Here is a 17,640-nt window from a genome sequence, read left to right on the forward strand (position 1 = left end):
GTTCCCGGAAACCGTACCGAGCGGAGGGAACATGAAATTCAAATCCGTATTCGCATCGATTCTTTGTTTTGCCGCATTCGAGTTTTGTCACGGAAAGGGAAAGGAAGCCTGGCTCGTTCCGATTCTTCGTCCAGGAGAATGGAAACTTTTCTACGAACCGGAAACTACGATTTCCCGGGAGATTCCGGAGGAAATTTCCAAACAATGGAGACGTTCATCCGTTCGAATCCAAAAGGTTCCGGGGATCGTCTGCTTGTTCAGCGGAACCGTCTCCGTGTACGAAGTCAGCGTCTGTTTTCCCGATCCGCAAGGGAACGTAGAATTAGAATTCCAAAATATTCTAAAATTCTGGAATACCCATTTCGATTCCAGGACGGAACCGACGGTTTTCGATTTCTCCGAGAAGGGGCAGGCGGCGGTCAGTGTTCGTCTCAATCGGGATCTTTTGGAGGAAATCAAGGAAGACTGGATGATTCTTTCCGGTTCCAAATGGATCGATCGGGAATTACAAAAACGAAACTTTCCGAGATCGAACTGGGTGAGCGTCTTTTCGGAAGATTCGATTTCAAGACCGCATACTCCGAACCTCGTTTCCGGCTTCAGCGTTTGGGCCGGTCCTGAAACGCTCCGAATTCTATTTGCCGCAGAGAACTTTACGGATTCCGCAAATACCTTGGTGGTAGAAATTCCCGGAAACACGTCGATTCTTTCGGAATTCTTTTCCGAAATTGCAAGCTCCAACCGGGAGATGGTTCTTCGATGCAAAGAGAAACTTCCGGTTTTGAGCGAGGTCTTCGGAGGAACCGAATCCTCTCTGGGAAGATTTTTGGAGTTTGCGAATTTCGAAAACGAACCGATTTGTTTTCGAGACTTCTCGATCGAAACGAGTTCTAAGAAAAATCCGATTCTTTCCGGTCCTTCCTTTTTACTTCCGCAGGAAACGTTGTTGTTTACGGAAACAGGAAGCGATCTTCCCGGATTAGAACTTGTTTCTTTTCCTTGGAGCGATCTCAAGAAGAAAGGAAATTGGAGTTTTCAAAGCGGTAATGTATCCGATTCCTTCGATAATCCGGAACGAACGTTTTTAGAAGGCGGTAGGTATTACTCTTCTAAACGAAACTTCTATTCCCTTTGTGAAACTTTTTTCCAATCAAAACGATTGGAACGATATTGCATGAGTCCGGGTTTTGAAGACTCGAGATCATTCAATGAGCAGACACTTGGGAAACACGAAATTCCGTTCTGCAATGCGGCTTCGTTTCAAATCGAAGAAGCGAATTGGACCGGAGTTTTTACGGAGGGAAAGGTCGATCACAACCATAAGTTTCTGGATTTAGAATATTCAGGAAATCGAATTTGCAATCCGAACGGTCTTTCGGTTGAATCGGACGGAAAAGAGATTCCGGTTTGGATCGATGCTCAATCCGTCCAACCCGGAGAAATTCTTACGATAGGAAATCGGGATTTTATGAAAGGAGAACTTCTTCTTTCCTCTTCGGTTTTGAAAGAATTTGAATTCGGATTTGAACTGCTGCTGAAGGACCGAAAGAATCGAACGAGCAGGATTCTTTCCGAGGTCTCTTTCCAAACTCCGATCTTGAAACGGACGGACGGGGTCATCGTTTCTCTTTTGTACCGAAACGGAGTATGGATTCCTCATCCGAAGACGAATTCACAAACTCTGGTTTCGAAAATTCAAAATTCTCATTTCATGAATCCTGGAATCAAAACCGATCCGCTCGATATGACTCGACCGAATCGGGCGGTCGTGTCCGAAATTTCTTGGATGGGTTCGTATGACGGTACGACTTCCGTAAGCGCGGATCGTTTTATCGAGGTCGATTCCGATACGAACGTTTCACGAATCTTGGAAGTTGAATCCGGAACCGAGAGGTATCGCTTCTTAGTAGAGTTGGTTCCGGGGAAGAATGTTTTTTCCATCGGTAAACTCGTTTGTTTTCCAGAGGTCACCGCTTGGATCGTGCCCGAGTTGAATTTAGCAAGCTCGGGTCGCGTGCGAATTCTTTCCTTGGACGCCAACGCTTTCAGTGATTGGATCGAATGGGACTCGCTGGGAAAAATGGGGATTCATTCTTCTTCGCAGAAACTGAGGCGATCCGCATCTCTTTTTCGGACAATCTCCGGGAAAGAAGTTTGGAAGAACAGCGCTCTTACCGTTCTGAGTTCGAGAAAAGCCAGTTGTTCCGGTACGGAGGCAAGTCCGGGTTTGGAGAATCGAACCTTTCCTTTTTTCCAAAGAGAAGATTTCGCTACCGGAAATTCCATTTTAAATCCTTGGATCAGCTGGAATCCGGGAGTCACCGGGCTTATTTCGGGAGAATTCGATTGGATAACGATTCAGCCGAGCAAGGGAGGTCGTGTTGCAGCTTCGGAGTTCCTGCAGTCTTGGAAAGATCTTCTGGAAAATAGATTGGGGTCCTTGCCTGTAAATTATGAAATTCTAAATTACTTGGTTTCAGCGGGTGCGGAGAGTTTGATTTTGATTCCAGGTTCTTCCGGGGTTCTGATTTCCGCGATCTATCCGAATCCAACCGTTTCCTCCAACGAGTGGTTTTCGATTTGCAATCAGGGAGCGGAATCGGTCGACATTCGTAGTTTGGAAATTCGAGACAGTTCCGCTTCCGATCGTCTTGTCGAATATTCGTTTCGATTCGGATCGACTCTTCCCGACGGTTGGAACGAATTTCACCCGAACACCGCGAGTTGGAGTTTCGGTGATCGGTTTTTGCATTCGGGAGAATGCGGATACGTTCTTTCTCCGAATTTTAAAAACGAATCGGTTCCGTTTCACTCCGAAAACTTCCGAAAGATTTTTACGATCGAGAGAACGACGACGATCGGAAACGGGATCGGCAAAAACGAAGGATTGGATCTTTTTCAAGACGTTTCCGGAAAATCGGTTCACATCCACAGTTATGGAAATCAATTTTCTCCGGTTCCGTTTTCCATCGAAGCGGATACGAACGATTTGATTCTTTTGAAGCCTGGACGCGCCGGGGATTCCGCATCCGATTATGAGATCAAAAAGAAGGAATCCTTATGAGACGTAGTTTCGTATATTCTTTCCTTCTAATGTGTTTTCCTTTATACGCGAACGATCCGGCTTCCGGATGGACTTCTTTAGGTTGGATGGGCTGGGGATTGGGAGCGAGTCAAAAAACGGAAAACGGATTCGGGAACGACGACAAGTCGGGAACAAACAAGGAATATCAAGAAATCCGAATGAATTCTTCTTTGTTTCATGCGGGTATGGATCGTCGGATGGAATCGGAACGCATCGACTGGAAAATTCAGGCGGATTTAACGGCTTCGAACGAATCAAAACTGAACTTCTTCGCGGGGAAGGATCTTTACGTTTCTTTAAAACGTCAAAACGTTTCTCTGTCGCTGGGAAGGGTTCAAGAGGATAAGAAACAATCATCCGCGTTCGGCGATTGGGCGGACGGAACGGATGGGGTTACGGTTCGAGCCGATTTTCAAGAGCGAGGTAGGCTTCGATTCGACGGATTCGATTTTTATTCCGGGTATCGATTATTGGAAAAGCACGGATGGAAGGATTCGATTCTCGATACGAAAGGATCGAAGTTCGGCGTCGATCGGAAAGAAGAAACACAGACAAGAGAGAATTCCTCCGGTGTTCTTCCAGGAGAAAGCACGACAAGCGGTTCTTCTTCAAACACGAATCCGGATTTCGGTGGATTCAGAAATCGTTATAGAGGTGGAGTCGGGTATCAAATCGATGTTCCGTTTGGGGAAGTCGGTTTGGCGTATCAATATCTCAATCTTCAAAACTGGGGAAGGTATGCGAATGATTTGAATGACGAGACTCGAAACGTTTCTTCGGGCGATCGTGATTATTTAACTCATACTACGCTTGAATGGAAAGGCCAATATGCTTGGTTTCGATGGTTTCTTTCCGGTGTTTTGGCGCGGGGTCAGGATAAAACCGGTTGGAATCGGATTCGAAATGCGGCTGCGATTCCGATTACGGGAGAGGCTTTCTTTGCGTCCTTTGGAGGAGAATGGAAACCTTGGAAGTTCGAAGTTTTCGGATTTCTTCCCGATCGTGATAAACGACGTGAAAACGGAGAAATTTTGGAACTCGGTTTTATCGGAATGGGTTCTTCACCTTCCGCCGTGTTTACCACCGTTCAAAGTCTGGATTTTTATCCGTCCGCATGGATTACGGACCGGGGCTTGGAAAAACAATTCACGATTCAAGGCGGGAAACGTCAGTCGGCATGGGCGGGTGTCCGATTGGAATATCAGGAATCTTGCATTCGATTTCGATTCTATGCGGCATCCTTTTTTTTCCTGACTGAAGACAGAGGAAATTCGGGGGCTCTTACGATCTCTCGAGATTCTTTTCAGAAGAAGTATTTACGCGAGGCTTTGCTTCAATCGATGTTTTATTTTCCTTCGGAAAGTTCGCGATTTGCATTCAGTTTTTTGAATCTATCCTTGGGCGGTTCCTGGAGCGATCCCGATTCCGCAAAAAAGGAAATCTTCTTTCAGGTCAGCTCGGGAGTAATTCTGTGAGACGGTTGTTTGTTTCGTGGTCCTTGCTTCTGTTTTTTTCCTGTGCCAATGACGCGGATTCGAAATGGTTTTGGATGGATTGGAGCCGTCCGCGCAGAATTCAAAGTTTCTTTTCCTTTCCGGGAAGATATATTCCTTTGCCTCAAAAAAGAAACGTTCGAGACGCGATTTTAAAGCGGATTGAAAGCGCAGAATCTTCGATCGATTTCTGGATTTACTCGTTCGATGATCCCGAAATTCTGACGGCGCTTCAAAGAGCCGCAAAAAGAGGAATCACCATTTCCATCGTAGCGGACCCGGATAAGGATTATCCGCCGGAGCTGGTTCGATCTGGGTTGTTCCGAAGATGGGAACGTTCCGGTTTACAACATTCTAAAATACTCATAATTGATCGGAGGACGGTTTTTTTGGGTTCGGGAAATTTTACCTGGTATGGATTGGAAAACGATCTGAACGGATACGTGAGTTTTGATCTTTTTGAAACGGAGAGGGAATCTTTTTACTCCTTTCTGGAAGAAGATCCGGGAATCCACGTTCTTGAAATTCCTCCGTTTCAATTTTATATTTCGCCCGAAAAAGGAAGATTGATTCAAAATCTGATCTTACGAGACATCGACGCTTCGAAAGAATCGGTTCGATATTTGATCTTTGATCATTTCGATTCCGTTTTGACATCCCGTCTCGCATATGCAAATCGAAGAGGGGTCGCCATCCAAGGTGTTTACGATTCTCCCGTGGACGAGGAAGGAAAATTTCTGGCAAACGCGTTTGATCGCCCGGATTCTAAAATTTTCGGAGACGGAAACGAGGAAACGATTTCCAGCGATTCGTTCGGTAAGGGCGGGCTATTGCATCACAAGACGATGTTGATCGACGGTAGAATTCTCCTTTCCGGTTCCTATAATTTTTCGGTCAGCGCCCGAGATAGCAATCGGGAGATACTTTTCCGAACGAAGGATCCGTCCTTGGTGGAGGCGTATTCTCGGGAATGGGATCGAGTTGCGGTCGGCGCAATTCAATTTCAATCCGCGGGTACATTCGATTTTTTGAATGCGCCGAGTTCATTGGCATCGACGTCCGATGTCGCATCGAATTTGTTTTCGTTCGGATTTTCGGAGAACGCGATTCCGGTCGGAGTCGAACAGACCCTTTGTCGATCGAATGTCTCCGCCAAGGAATCTGTCTTTTTCGAATCGGGAATGGGATTCTTAAAAACGATTTTAGAATATTCTTATGATCCCGGAGAAACATGCAAAGTTGTTTCGGATTTTTCCGCAACTTCCAGCGGATTCACCGGAAAGAGAACGAATCATCCTGTTAAAACAAGAAACTTTCGGAAGAATTCCACCTTGCGTAGTAAAAAGGGAAACCCGCTCTTAACGACGGAAAAGGATGATTCTCTCTCGCGTTTCGAATCGAAACCGATGTTCTTGTTTGTTCCGAAGTATTTCTCTACGGTAACGGGAAATTTGTTTTTTCCGGATGAGCTGTTGCGGAGCGGAAGGTTTCCGAATCTCCGATCGGTTTTATTGTTTCAAAGAGGAAACGGTCCCTCGGAAATTTCTTGGACGGCGGCTGGAAATATCATTTCAGCGATTCCGCATCAAACCGAAGGAATGTTGTTTTTGGAATACGACGACGCCTATCTCGGTTTTTGCTTTCATGAATATTCAAAAAAAGGAATGGAATATTCCGAATTGATTCCGGAAATACTTTCGTATCGAGAAAGCGTTTTTCAACCGAATCTCCGTTTTTCATTCGAAGAGGATGCGATGGAAAATCGCAGGAATTGGGGAACGTATTGCTATCGTTATTAAGCGACAGCCGTCGTCTTGTCGGATTCTTCTTTGGAAAACCGAAGAAAAAGTCCGCATAAAATCCAGAATAAGATTACTACTTCGTCGTCTTGAAAGTAGCACTGAAAGAGTCCGGAAAAGAAAAATCCGGATAACCCGAAAAAATACAGGATTTGCTCGTAAGGAAGTCGGCTGAAGATCAACTTGTGATACAAAGAAGTCCCTAAGAGAATGAATAGAAAGATTGCGGGAAGACCGAACACGGCAAAGAGGTGGAAGTAATCGTTGTGCGCATGTCCTCTCTGAGTCGTTTCGTAAAAATAATAGAGTTCTCTATATCGTTCGGAATGTTCCACTCTCGATTTTCCGATTTCCCGGTTGTAATTGCCCGGGCCGACTCCGATAAGAGGATTTTTTTCAATCAAAGGAAAGGTTGAGTCCCATATAAAGGTTCTTCCCGAATCGGTATGTTTCTCTTTTCCGAACAAAGGATCCGTGATCTTCTGACCCGCTTGCGTAAACGAAAGTCCGATTCCTAAAAGAAGAAGAAACGAAAGAGTTCCCGTAGTAAAGATCAGAATCTTGGACGTCGGTAATTCTTTGCGGATGATTCCCAAAACAAGAAAGGCGGTAAGCGAGGAAAAAATCGCACCTAACAGAGAGGAACGGGCGTTGTTTAAAAAGACGACATACAAAAAGACGAATAGAATCAATCCTTGCAACGCGGCCTTTTTGTAATTCTTTTCGAAAAAGGTCTTTAAAAAGAGAAAGACCGGAACGGGAAAAAAGAACTGGAGCAAACCGCCGAACGTAAGGTGGGTATTCATCAAACCGATCGGAAGAAACAAAGAGATTCCTCCGAGATGTCCCATGGGGTGTGTGAACTTCCAATTTGCGGATTCTCTATAAAGATCGCTGATCAATCGGGAAAGTCGAATCGGTGAAAAGCTGGAAACGAATCCGGTTACGAGCAAAACCCAAAAGACGATGTTGAGTGTTTTGAGAATGCGGGGGAATTCTTCTTTCTTTAAATTCCAGGCGAGAATCAAACCGATGAAAAGAAAAATATCTTTGAGTTCGGAGTTAAACGCGGTTTTGGCGTAAGCCCGGAACGATTGCTCCGAAAAAGCGTGGATTGCAAAGTCGGTAAGATACCAACCGAAAAAGAAAAGACAGACGAGTATGACGGGTTCCTTCCAGAAGCCGGCGGTTTTCGTAGAAAACAACGAAGTGATAAATGCGAGCACCAAAAATCCCTGACTGAGGGACACGGACAGACCGATTGTTACAATGCTTGCGCAGAATAAAAAAAGAGTGATTTTTCTAAGACGTTCGGGCATCTTCTCTAATCGATTGAAACCCAGATTCTGCGAAACCTGGGAATTGTAAATTCGATATTTACTTCAATCCGATCGAAACGGGTGATTCCGATTCGTCCTTGAATTAGGAGATCTTTGATGAGAATTCTTTATTTTTCCGATACCTTTCTTCCTAAGGTGGACGGAGTCGCGATTTCCATGAAAAACTTTGCGGAACTTCTGGCAAAGCGGGGACATACGTTTATGATCTGTTGCCCTCGTTATGGAGAAGGCGACTTTGACCAGATCGGCGATTCGATTCGTATCGAACGATTCAGAAGCGGATATCTACCGAGTTATCCCGATATCAAAGTGGTTCTTCCGTCCCCGAGCAAAATCAAACGAGTTATCAAAGAGTTCGAACCCGATCTCGTTCACATTCACACTCCGGGCTTGCTGGGGCTTTACGGAATCAACGCTACCGAGAAATACGGAATTCCTACCATCGGAACGTATCACACGTTGATGTCCGAACAGGATATGTATCTTTCGTTTTACAGATTGCTAAAACTGGATAAGCTTTTTTTAAGAGCGAGCAAATCCGAAAAAAAACTCAAGATGAAGGATCTGAGCAAAATCGAAAAATTCGATAAGTTCAACATCCGTAAAAAAATCATTCTCAAGATTTCAAACAACATCTATGAACGCTGCGATCTCATCATTTCTCCTTCTCATCTGATCGAAAAACAACTCCGCGAGTTCGGTTTAAAAACGAAGATCGCGGTGATCTCGAACGGTTTGGATCTTACGAGTTTTAAAGGAACGATCAAACAATTGAACGCAGCTCCGAGACTTCTGCATGTGGGAAGAATTTCCTACGAGAAGAATTGCGACGTGATTCTTAACGCGTTCAAATTGATTCACGACGAAATTCCCGATGCGACACTCACCATCATCGGCGACGGACCGGCTCTTCCGTCCTTAAAGGTGCAGGCTCAGAATTTGGGAGTGGAAAACGCGGTCACTTTTACGGGCTTTATCAAACGGGAACAGCTTCCGGAAGAATATCCGAAATACGATCTGTTTTTGACCGCATCTACGATGGAAACGCAAGGGCTTGTCATCTTGGAATCGGTCGCCTGCGGACTTCCCGCGGTCGGAGTGGATTCGTTCGCGATTCCCGAATTGATTCACGACGGAAAGAACGGATACATCGCAAAACCGTTCGACGTAAAGGGAATCGCCGAAAAGGCAGTCGCGATTTTGAAAGATCCTGAATTGTACGAACGTTTTTCCAAAGAATCCATCAAGATTTCCAAAGGACACGAGATGAACGCCTGTGTGGATAAGATGGAAGAGGTTTATAAAACCGTAGCGAGCGTGAAGAACAAAAAGAAAAGAAACACGTTGATCAATATGCTTTTTTCTCTTCCCGATCCTTTGGATCAATTCTTACGGTATTTCGAATAACGCTCTTTAAGGAGCGTTTGAATACTCGATCGATCAGCGAATCGGCGCTGTTTGATCACCGGTCCGTATGCAAGTTGGCGTTAGCGTGCGTCTTGTTTTTTCGCCGGTCTTGAATAAACCCTCGCCGGCTGTCGCATCGAATCAAAAGAGAGTGTTGATATTGTAAACGACCCGAATGCGTTTGATTACGTCTTCGGGTTGAATCCATTCCATACAAGCGAAGTCTTTCCGATAACAGGTCGTATTTCCGTAGATACTGCAAGGTCTGCACGGTAAATTATCGATTTGTAATACTCCCGAATCTTCCTGACCGAACGGTGCAAAACCGGAATAAGGGTGGGTGGTCCCGTAGATTCCGATCACGGGTCTTTTTAAAAGCGCCGCGATATGAACGTTGGATGAATCCATTCCGATCATAATATCCATCCTTTCCATGATCCCGAGTTCTCCTCGGATTCCGAGCTTACCGCCCGAAACGATCTTGATGGATTCCTCCAGACCCCGACTCCATTCTTCTAAGATTTTGGATTCTTCCTTAGAGCCGAAGAGAAAGATTTTCACTCCCGGAAATTCATCCAGGAGAAGTCTGAGCAAGGATCTGCTTTTTTCGCGGGGCCATTCTTTGAGTGCGTGTCCCGCAAACGGAGCGAAGCCGATCCAAAGACTTTCCTTTTTTTGAATATTCTGGGATTCGAAAAATTCCTTTGCGAACATTTTCGACTCGGGGTCCACGTTGATCCAAGGTCCCTTTCGCACGTTTGCAGGATACCCCGCGTTTTCGAAAACTTTGAGATAACGGTCTACGGTATGAGGCAGTGGATTTAAGACTTTCCGTTTTTGACGGATCTGTCTGAGTTTTTCCTTTCTTCCCTTTACGATTCGAAACACGCCGATGCCTCGGATCAAAAAAAGAAAGCTGATCAATCGGGATCGAACGGAAGAATGAAGGTCGATGACTTTTTCGTACGGACCGAGTTTGTTGATTTCCTTAAAAAGACGGTAAAGTCCGAGAAGTCCACGGTACCGCTTGAGGTTGAAACCCACGACGTTTACGTTCGGAATATTATAAAAGAACGGAGCGTAGTTTCCTCTCGTAACGATCGTTAGCTGGATATTCGTATATTTCGCGGCGATCGCAATGATCGCGGGCGCCATGAGTGCGACGTCCCCCATGGCCGAAAACCGCATGACTAAAAGATTCATGATTTTTTAGAATACAGGGAAGGGTTCAGGTTCTGATCGTTGTACATTTTCATTTGGCGGTAGACTTTGTAGAACTTGTCCCCGTTTTGCAGATCTTCCAATAGTTCGTCCAAACATTTGGAAAGATCGATTCTTTGTTCGAGAAGGACGTCCAGCTTCCGTTTGCAGGTTTGGATATGATTCTCATCCACATCCTTTCTCTGGGTTTGTTCTTCCATGTGATAGATTTTGAGTTCGAGGATGCTCATCCGATCGATCAACCAGGCGGGGGTTTCGGAATTCATCCGAGCGCCCGGTTTTTTGGACACATTGACGTATTGGGAAGAAATACGATCGTCCAGGATTTCCACGAGGTCCGTACGTTCCTGATTGAGTTTGTCGATTTGCCTTTTGAAACCGACCAGTTCCTTGTCCGGAAGGTCCGGTCTGCGAATTTCGTCTTCCACGTGCCATTGGATCGTATCGATTTGATTTTTGCTGTAAAGGATCGATTCGATGCTGTCCGCCGGAAACGGGTTGGGCGAAGCGGCTTCTTTTTTGTGCCAGTCGACTACGGATTGGCGAAAAACGGATACGACGGAGTTCGCTTTCAATGTCATTGTGTATAACTTTGTGCGGTAAGCCAGAAAATCAAGAGAAAAGCATTCGAAGAAACCCGATTCAAGGAAGAGCGATTTGTTAAATCCTTTACTTTCTCGTCCAATTAAAATAGAGTCACCTGCGTTTTATGGCACGAAAAATTCATCCTGAAATTCTGAAATTTCTTTCCGGGATATCCTTGTTTCAAAAATTATCACCGGCCGTTTTGACTCGGATCTACCAAAACATCGAGGAAAGGAACGTTTACAATCACGACGTAATCTACTATCGCGGCGATATATCGGATAAGCTTTTTATAGTTCGACACGGCGAGGTGATGCTTACGTTCGGAGAATCGGGGAAGGCCGTAAAGTATCTGGGAGAAGGAGAATTCTTTGCCGAAAACAGTTTGATGACCCGCACCCAACACGGCGGTTCGGCGATCGCGGTCATGGACACGTTGTTATACGTTCTGGACGGTCATTTCTTTTTAAAACTCGCGGAAAAGGAACCGGTGCTTTCCGGAAACCTCATTCGGTTGATGAGCAATCGATTCCGGGAACATCTCGAACCTGCGGATAAACTGAGTTCTCTTCCAAGAAGGATGATCTGTCACGTTCCTCTCGAAGAAGTGCAGGGATATAAGGAGAAGTTAGACGCCATCGTAAAGATCGGAGGTTATTCTCACGAAGGAAAGATGACCTTGGTTCCGATGGAATCCTTCGAGAAGAGCAGTATTCAGGATTCGATCCGCAAACTCTCCCAGTTGCGAACCCAATTTCCGGTCATTCATTTATACTTTCAACATCCGGGATTAAAACCCGAACTCGATAAACTTCTGCTTCAAGCCGATCAGATCGTATTCTGGGAGGACAACCCGGAACGAAACCAAAAGAAGAAAACGGAAATCATCACATACTTTCGATCCAGAATCCGCAACTTCGCGGGAAGAACGATCCGTTACGTGGATTCGGTCAATACGATCCGACCCGAAGACAGCGTAAAACACCAAAAGATCTTTCATAAGGAAGAAACCTTCTCCCGTTATCTCGTGTCGAGAACGAGAGGACTTGCGTTAGGCGGAGGCGGTGCAAGAGCGCTCGCGCACGTGGGCCTTTTGCGAGTATTAGAAAGAGAGAATATAAAAGTGGACGTGGTTTCCGGCGCTTCGTTCGGTGCGGTCATAGCCGCCTTGTATGCGAGAGGAGAAAACACGGATACGATCCACAAGATGATCTATAAATTTTTCGGCGGAATCGATAAACCGTTCGATCCGACGGTCCCTCTGGTTTCGTTCTTCAAAGGAAAGAAGATGAACCGTATGCTCAAAGATGCGTTCGGTTCCGCATTGATCGAAGACTTGAAAATTCCGTTCGTAACTTCCGCTGTGGATCTTCACAGCGGAGAGGAATACGTAATGGATCGAGGCCCGGTTTGGGAAGCGCTCGCCGCAGCGATGAGTTTGCCGGGAATGTTTCCACCGGTCTTTCACGGAGATCACCTGCTCGTAGACGGAGGGGTGATCAATAACGTTCCCGAAAATTTAATCCGACAAAGAGGAGCAGATATCATCCTATCCGCGAACGTTTCCCCGTTGCGGGACGAGGCGATCGTGAGACTTCTCGAAGACAGAAAGATCACGGGAAAATCCTTCTTTAAAAATCTCTGGGAAGACTTAAAGTATCCGCCGATCCTCAAGATCATGGGAAGGGCGATCACTCTGGAAGGAAGAGAAATTACGAAGCTCCGAAAGGACAAGATGGATCTGTTCATCAATCTTCATATCGAAGAGTTTTCGTTTTTTGATTTCAACAAGTTCAGAGAGATCATCCGCAAAGGGGAAGAGGAAACGGAGGCGCATTTGGAAGAGATCTACGAACTTTTTTATCCCGGTAAAAAATTCTCAAAGAAGAAACGATAAAAGAAATTCCTGAAGTCTTGCGGATTCCCGTTTGAAATTCGATTTCCATTCTAAACTTCCGTCCGGCCCCACCGTGTTCGTGAGCGCAAAGAAAGAATACAACGGAATTTGAAAGTCCTTGCAGACTTTTGCAAGACCGAAACATTCCATGTTCTCGAATCCGAGGTCGTTTTCGCGCAGATATTCCAAAGCCTTTCCGGAAACGGTTTCGATCGCGATGGAACCAGTCGCATTCGTTTTGGAAATCAAAACCTCGTTGGTCGGCGGAAATTCGAACGAATGAGGGAACTCATACGAATCAGGAACAATTTCAGGAATCCGAATTCTTCTTTCGATTTTGCCGAGTTCTTGATGTGCGATCTGAAAGGAAAAACCGAAACGGTTCTTCCAAAAACTCGGATGCAGCCAAGGATAAACTCCCGCGGAACCCACAAACAAAACCTGAGAAGGTAAGGCCAAGCCCTTATTCTGATGTTCGAGTAGAAATCTTTGAAGACGCAAAGCCGCTTCCAAATTTCCGATACCGCAAAGAAGAGTCTGAAACTTTCCGGATTTCGCGAGCTGATCGAGTTCTTCGGAAATTGCAGAACAGATCAGCGTTTTGGAAGGATCAATCTTCATCGTTTTCGTACATGGCTTGAATGACGTTATGATATAAAGAAAAGACTACGTTTCGTTTGAGTTTCATCGTTTCGGTCATTTCTTTTCCCTTTTCAAATTCTTTGGGAAGAATGTGGACGTGCGCGATTTTCTCGAAGGATTTGAAACCGGCTCGTGTGGAAATCTTATCCTTTACGATATTCTTAAAGAATGCGCTGACTTCTTTCGAGGAATTCCATTCGGCCGGATCTTTCGGAATGTTCTTTCCCTGCGATTTGAATTGTTCCTGAACGAGATCGTAAAAGGGAACGATCAAAACTCCGAGATTCTTTCGATCCTGGCCGACAACGATGACTTGATTGATGAATTCGGATTCGGTGAGTTTGGCTTCGATCGGAGCGGGTTCCAGGTTTTCACCTCCGGAAAGAACGATCGTATCCTTGGCTCTTCCCGCAAATTTTAATTCTCCCGTATGCGTCCATGTGAGAATGTCTCCCGAGTCGAGCCAGCCGTCTTGCAGAGCCTTGGCGGTTTTTTCCGCTTCTTTGTAATAGCCGACGGTGACGTGCGGACCCTTGTGCCAAGCGACTCCTTTTTCACCGGGTGTCGTTACGATCTTACCGTCTTCGCCGACGAGTTTGATCGAGGTTCCGGGTAAGGGTGCGCCGATCGCTCCGTTTTTCGGAAGAGGAAATTCTCCGATGGCTCCGATTCCGGTCGTCTCGGTCATTCCGTAGGTTTCGATGATCGGAATTCCGGCGCTTCGAAAGAAGAATTGAATGTGCGGTGGCATAGCGCCCGCGCCGCATAACGCGAAACGCATTCTTCCCCCGAAGAGATCTCTAACTCTCTGAAGAATTTTATAAGAAAGAAGTTTCAATGGATACATGGAAAAAAGAAGAACGCTGGCAACGAATCGATCCATCACTTTCTGATTCGGATTTTCCGCTTCGGTGGTCGCGTAAGAATCCCGGATCGTATCCTGCAGGCTCGTAGTAATCGCCGCCATCCGCACGGCAAAGTGAAAGAGTTGCTGTCGGAGAGGAGGAGCTTTGCGAACCGTGTCGTGAATTCGTTTGTAAAGACCTTCCCAAAGTCTCGGAACCGAAACAAGAACGGTCGGTTTTACTTTTTGCATGTCGGCGGGAATCGTCGGAACCGAAGAGCAAGCCATCGAAGCTCCCCACGCGATCAATGTTGTTTCAAGAAGTCGCTCCGCGATATGCCAAGGCGGGAGAAAGACAATCGTTCTGTCGTTGTAAGAACCGGGCACGAATTCCTGAAGCTGATGAATTCCCCAGGTAAAACTTCTATGATTGAGCATCACACCTTTCGGTGCGCCCGTTGTTCCGGAAGTATAAATGATCGTAGCGAGATCTTTTCCGTTTAAAACTTCTCCTCTTTGATCGTACGCCTTATCTCCTTTTTTAGAACGGAGTTTTTCACCTTCCAAAAGAGCGTCTTCCAAGAAGATGAATTTCACCCCGGAGAGTTGCGCGCGTGCGGATTCCAAATCCTTCCACTTTGCGGGGGGATCGATGAGAAGAAGCGTTTTTACGTTGGCGAGGCTGGATTTGTCTTCGAGAAGTTTCTTGAGAACCTTTTCGTTTTCTAAAAAGAGAATCTTCGCTTCCGAATGTTCGAGAATGTATTTCAGATCGTCGATGGTAGCGTCGCATCCCCGCGGGACGTCCACGCAACCGATCGTAACCAAGGAAAGGGAACAAAGAGACCATTCGTAACGGTTGTCGCAGATCAATCCTGCGGTGTTTCCCCGTTGCATTCCGAGTTCTATCAAAAAGGAGGAAAGGTTTTTGAGATTCTCATACCAATCCTTGTAGGAAATCCCGCGGAAATCACCGGATTCTTCCCGAATCCAATACATCGGCCGATCCGCATACACGGAAGCGACGTCTCTCAAAAGATGATAGAGGCTCGTTTTTTCCATAAGGTTAGGGGAGAAGTCCCAGAGTTTCCTTGGTTCCGGTCATGAGATTGATGTTTTGCAGCGCTTGTCCCGCAGCGCCCTTTACGAGATTGTCCAGAGCGGAAACGACGACTAACGTGCTTCCTCTTCTTCGAATGGAAATATCCAGGAAGTTCGTGTGCTGGATTTTTTTGAGTTCGACTTCTTCCGGTGTTTTCAGAATCCGAATGAACGGTTCGTTTGCGGAAGAATTTTGGATCGCCGTCATCGGGTCCACGCTCGGTTCTGAATCCAATTCCAAAACGATCGTGGAAAGAATTCCTCTGTAAACGGGAAGTAAATGCGGCGTGAAGATGACTTCGGGCGCGGCAAGTCCAGAATTTGCGTAGATGTATTCCTGGATTTCCGGTTCGTGTTGGTGGGAAAGAATCTTATACGCGCGAAAGTTTTCGTAGACGCCCGTGTATGAAAAACCCGCGTCTTCCGTTCTTCCGCCCGCGCCGGAAACGCCGGATTTGGAATCGGCTACGATCCTTGGCTTGAGATTTTTTCTAAGTTCGTTTAACAAAAATACGGGAAGAATCACCGATGTCGAAAAACATCCTGGATTGGACACGAAGTCCGCGTTTTTCAATTTGTCCCGGAAGATTTCCGGAATTCCGAAAACGGCCTTATCCACATACGAGAATTTGGTATGTTTTAATTTATAAGATTTTTCTAATATTTCCTGATCGTGAAGTCTATAAACGCCGGAAAGATCGATGACCTTATGACCTGCGTCCAAAAACTTAGGAGCGGATTCGACGGAAACCTCATTGGGAACGGCGAGGACGACCAGGGACTTGGAAGGGACCGCGTCCTCGTGTTTGCGGAATGTGAGATTTTTGGGAAACGGAATTTCGGGAAACACTTCGGCAAGAGTTTTGCCTGCGAGTTTATCGCTCGTGATATGCACGACCTCGTGTGTCGATTGATGGGAAAGTAGAGAAAGTAGTTCCTTACCGGTTAAACCGCCCGCTCCTAAAATGCTGATCTCTGCCATAAACCTCTCTGTCTTAAGAAAGATTTTAATTCGGGGAGAATGCTGTAACTAAAAAAAACGCCGGACGATTTCTCATCCGGCGGTCAAGGGTTCCTAAAAAGAAAGCCAGTTGTGTTAGCCTGCAGCCTGCTCTAATTTTTCCTCTTTGTTTGCACGGGGTTTTTTGTCCTGCGCCAACAAAGGCAGACTGTTCAGGTCTCTTACCATGTTTTCGATGGTAAAAGCGATATCAGGGTTATTCTTGAGGTATTCTTTCGCAGCCTCTTTTCCTTGCCCGATCTTTTCCGTATTATAAGAATACCATGCCCCTGCTTTACTGATAATATCATGTTTTACCCCGAGGTCAACCAGAGAACCTTCGCGGCTGATCCCCGCATTGAAGATTATGTCAAATTCCGCCTGTTTAAACGGCGGGGCGCACTTGTTTTTGACAACTTTGACACGAACTCGGTTTCCGACCGATTCCTCTTTTTCTTTGATCGTCTCGATTTTGCGGATGTCCAGACGAACTGAGCAGTAGAATTTGAGGGCGTTTCCGCCTGTGGTCGTTTCCGGTGAACCGAACATCACACCGATTTTCATCCGGATCTGGTTGATGAAGATCACCACGGTTTTGGATTTTGCGATGGTTCCGGTCAATTTCCGAAGCGCCTGGGACATGAGTCTTGCTTGTAAACCCATGTGAGAATCTCCCATATCGCCTTCGATTTCCGCTTTCGGAACGAGAGCAGCCACCGAGTCGATTACGATCAAATCGATCGCGTTGCTTCGAACGAGGGATTCGCAGATTTCAAGAGCTTCTTCTCCGTTGTCGGGTTGGGAAACTAAGAGTTCGTCGATGTTCACTCCGAGTTTTTTCGCGTAGGAAGGATCTAACGCGTGTTCTGCGTCGATAAATGCAGCGACCCCGCCTCGTTTTTGCGCTTCCGCAATCGCCGAGAGAGTAAGGGTGGTTTTTCCGGAAGATTCAGGTCCGTAGATTTCCACGATTCTGCCGATCGGATACCCGCCGATGCCCAGAGCGATGTCCAAATCCAAGGAACCGGATGGAATCACTTGAACGGTTTGTTTTGCAGCGTCCGATCCTAATTTCATGATCGCGCCTTTTCCAAATTGTTTTTCAATTTGGCTCATCGCTTGTTCGATCGCCAACTTCTTGGAATCGTCTACGTTCTGTGCTTCTTCTTTGCTTTTTTTCATAATGCCTTCTCCCATTTTTTCTGCCTCCATCCTTTCGGTTCTTG

12 protein-coding genes are annotated in these 17,640 nt (G+C 46.0%); 5 read left to right on the forward strand and 7 right to left on the reverse strand.

Features of this window, described 5'->3' with window-relative positions:
- The first annotated feature begins 31 nt into the window (after positions 1 to 31).
- The 3 genes from DLM76_RS15535 to DLM76_RS15545 are packed head-to-tail and all read left to right on the forward strand — an operon-like array spanning position 32 to position 6,377.
- On the forward strand, positions 32 to 3,064 hold the full coding sequence (locus DLM76_RS15535) for an LIC11755 family lipoprotein (protein WP_118965754.1): 3,033 nt from the start codon (positions 32 to 34) through the stop codon (positions 3,062 to 3,064).
- Positions 3,061 to 4,560: an LA_2168 family protein gene (locus tag DLM76_RS15540; protein ID WP_118965755.1), complete on the forward strand. Its 1,500-nt coding sequence runs from the start codon at positions 3,061 to 3,063 to the stop codon at positions 4,558 to 4,560. The genes DLM76_RS15535 and DLM76_RS15540 overlap by 4 nt, the downstream gene beginning before the upstream one ends.
- Entirely contained in the window at positions 4,557 to 6,377 is a 1,821-nt protein-coding gene (locus DLM76_RS15545) for a phospholipase D-like domain-containing protein (RefSeq protein ID WP_241548262.1), read from the forward strand. The genes DLM76_RS15540 and DLM76_RS15545 overlap by 4 nt, the downstream gene beginning before the upstream one ends.
- Here the strand turns inward: DLM76_RS15545 and DLM76_RS15550 are convergent.
- Positions 6,374 to 7,696 carry an O-antigen ligase family protein gene (locus DLM76_RS15550; RefSeq protein WP_118965756.1) on the reverse strand — a complete coding sequence of 441 codons (1,323 nt, stop codon included), beginning with the start codon at positions 7,694 to 7,696 and terminating at the stop codon, positions 6,374 to 6,376. The genes DLM76_RS15545 and DLM76_RS15550 overlap by 4 nt on opposite strands.
- Before the next feature lie 117 nt (positions 7,697 to 7,813).
- Between DLM76_RS15550 and DLM76_RS15555 the strand changes: the two genes are divergently transcribed.
- Positions 7,814 to 9,124, forward strand: coding sequence for a glycosyltransferase (locus DLM76_RS15555; RefSeq protein WP_118965757.1), 1,311 nt, complete (start codon positions 7,814 to 7,816; stop codon positions 9,122 to 9,124).
- A gap of 141 nt (positions 9,125 to 9,265) precedes the next feature.
- Here the strand turns inward: DLM76_RS15555 and DLM76_RS15560 are convergent, their stop codons facing one another.
- Positions 9,266 to 10,327, reverse strand: a complete 1,062-nt coding sequence (locus DLM76_RS15560; RefSeq protein ID WP_118965758.1) for a glycosyltransferase family 9 protein — start codon at positions 10,325 to 10,327, stop codon at positions 9,266 to 9,268.
- Entirely contained in the window at positions 10,324 to 10,926 is a 603-nt protein-coding gene (locus DLM76_RS15565; protein WP_118965759.1) for a DUF4254 domain-containing protein, read from the reverse strand. Before DLM76_RS15565 ends, DLM76_RS15560 begins: the two co-directional genes overlap by 4 nt.
- Positions 10,927 to 11,054: 128 nt before the next feature.
- On the opposite strand from DLM76_RS15565, the gene DLM76_RS15570 reads away from it, so the two are divergent.
- Complete coding sequence (locus DLM76_RS15570) at positions 11,055 to 12,827, forward strand: patatin-like phospholipase family protein (RefSeq protein ID WP_118956629.1); 1,773 nt, start codon at positions 11,055 to 11,057, stop codon at positions 12,825 to 12,827.
- Here the strand turns inward: DLM76_RS15570 and DLM76_RS15575 are convergent.
- From DLM76_RS15575 to recA, 4 genes are all read right to left on the reverse strand, one after another.
- Entirely contained in the window at positions 12,810 to 13,448 is a 639-nt protein-coding gene (locus DLM76_RS15575; protein WP_118965760.1) for a nucleoside phosphorylase-I family protein, read from the reverse strand. The genes DLM76_RS15570 and DLM76_RS15575 overlap by 18 nt on opposite strands.
- On the reverse strand, positions 13,438 to 15,375 hold the full coding sequence (locus tag DLM76_RS15580; protein WP_118965761.1) for a long-chain fatty acid--CoA ligase: 1,938 nt from the start codon (positions 15,373 to 15,375) through the stop codon (positions 13,438 to 13,440). The genes DLM76_RS15575 and DLM76_RS15580 overlap by 11 nt, the downstream gene beginning before the upstream one ends.
- Before the next feature lie 4 nt (positions 15,376 to 15,379).
- Entirely contained in the window at positions 15,380 to 16,396 is a 1,017-nt protein-coding gene (gene argC / locus DLM76_RS15585; RefSeq protein ID WP_118956626.1) for an N-acetyl-gamma-glutamyl-phosphate reductase, read from the reverse strand.
- A gap of 114 nt (positions 16,397 to 16,510) precedes the next feature.
- Positions 16,511 to 17,611, reverse strand: a complete 1,101-nt coding sequence (gene recA, locus DLM76_RS15590) for a recombinase RecA (RefSeq protein ID WP_118956871.1) — start codon at positions 17,609 to 17,611, stop codon at positions 16,511 to 16,513.
- Positions 17,612 to 17,640: the final 29 nt, after the last annotated feature.

The organism is Leptospira yasudae (genome assembly GCF_003545925.1).
Lineage (GTDB): Bacteria > Spirochaetota > Leptospiria > Leptospirales > Leptospiraceae > Leptospira > Leptospira yasudae.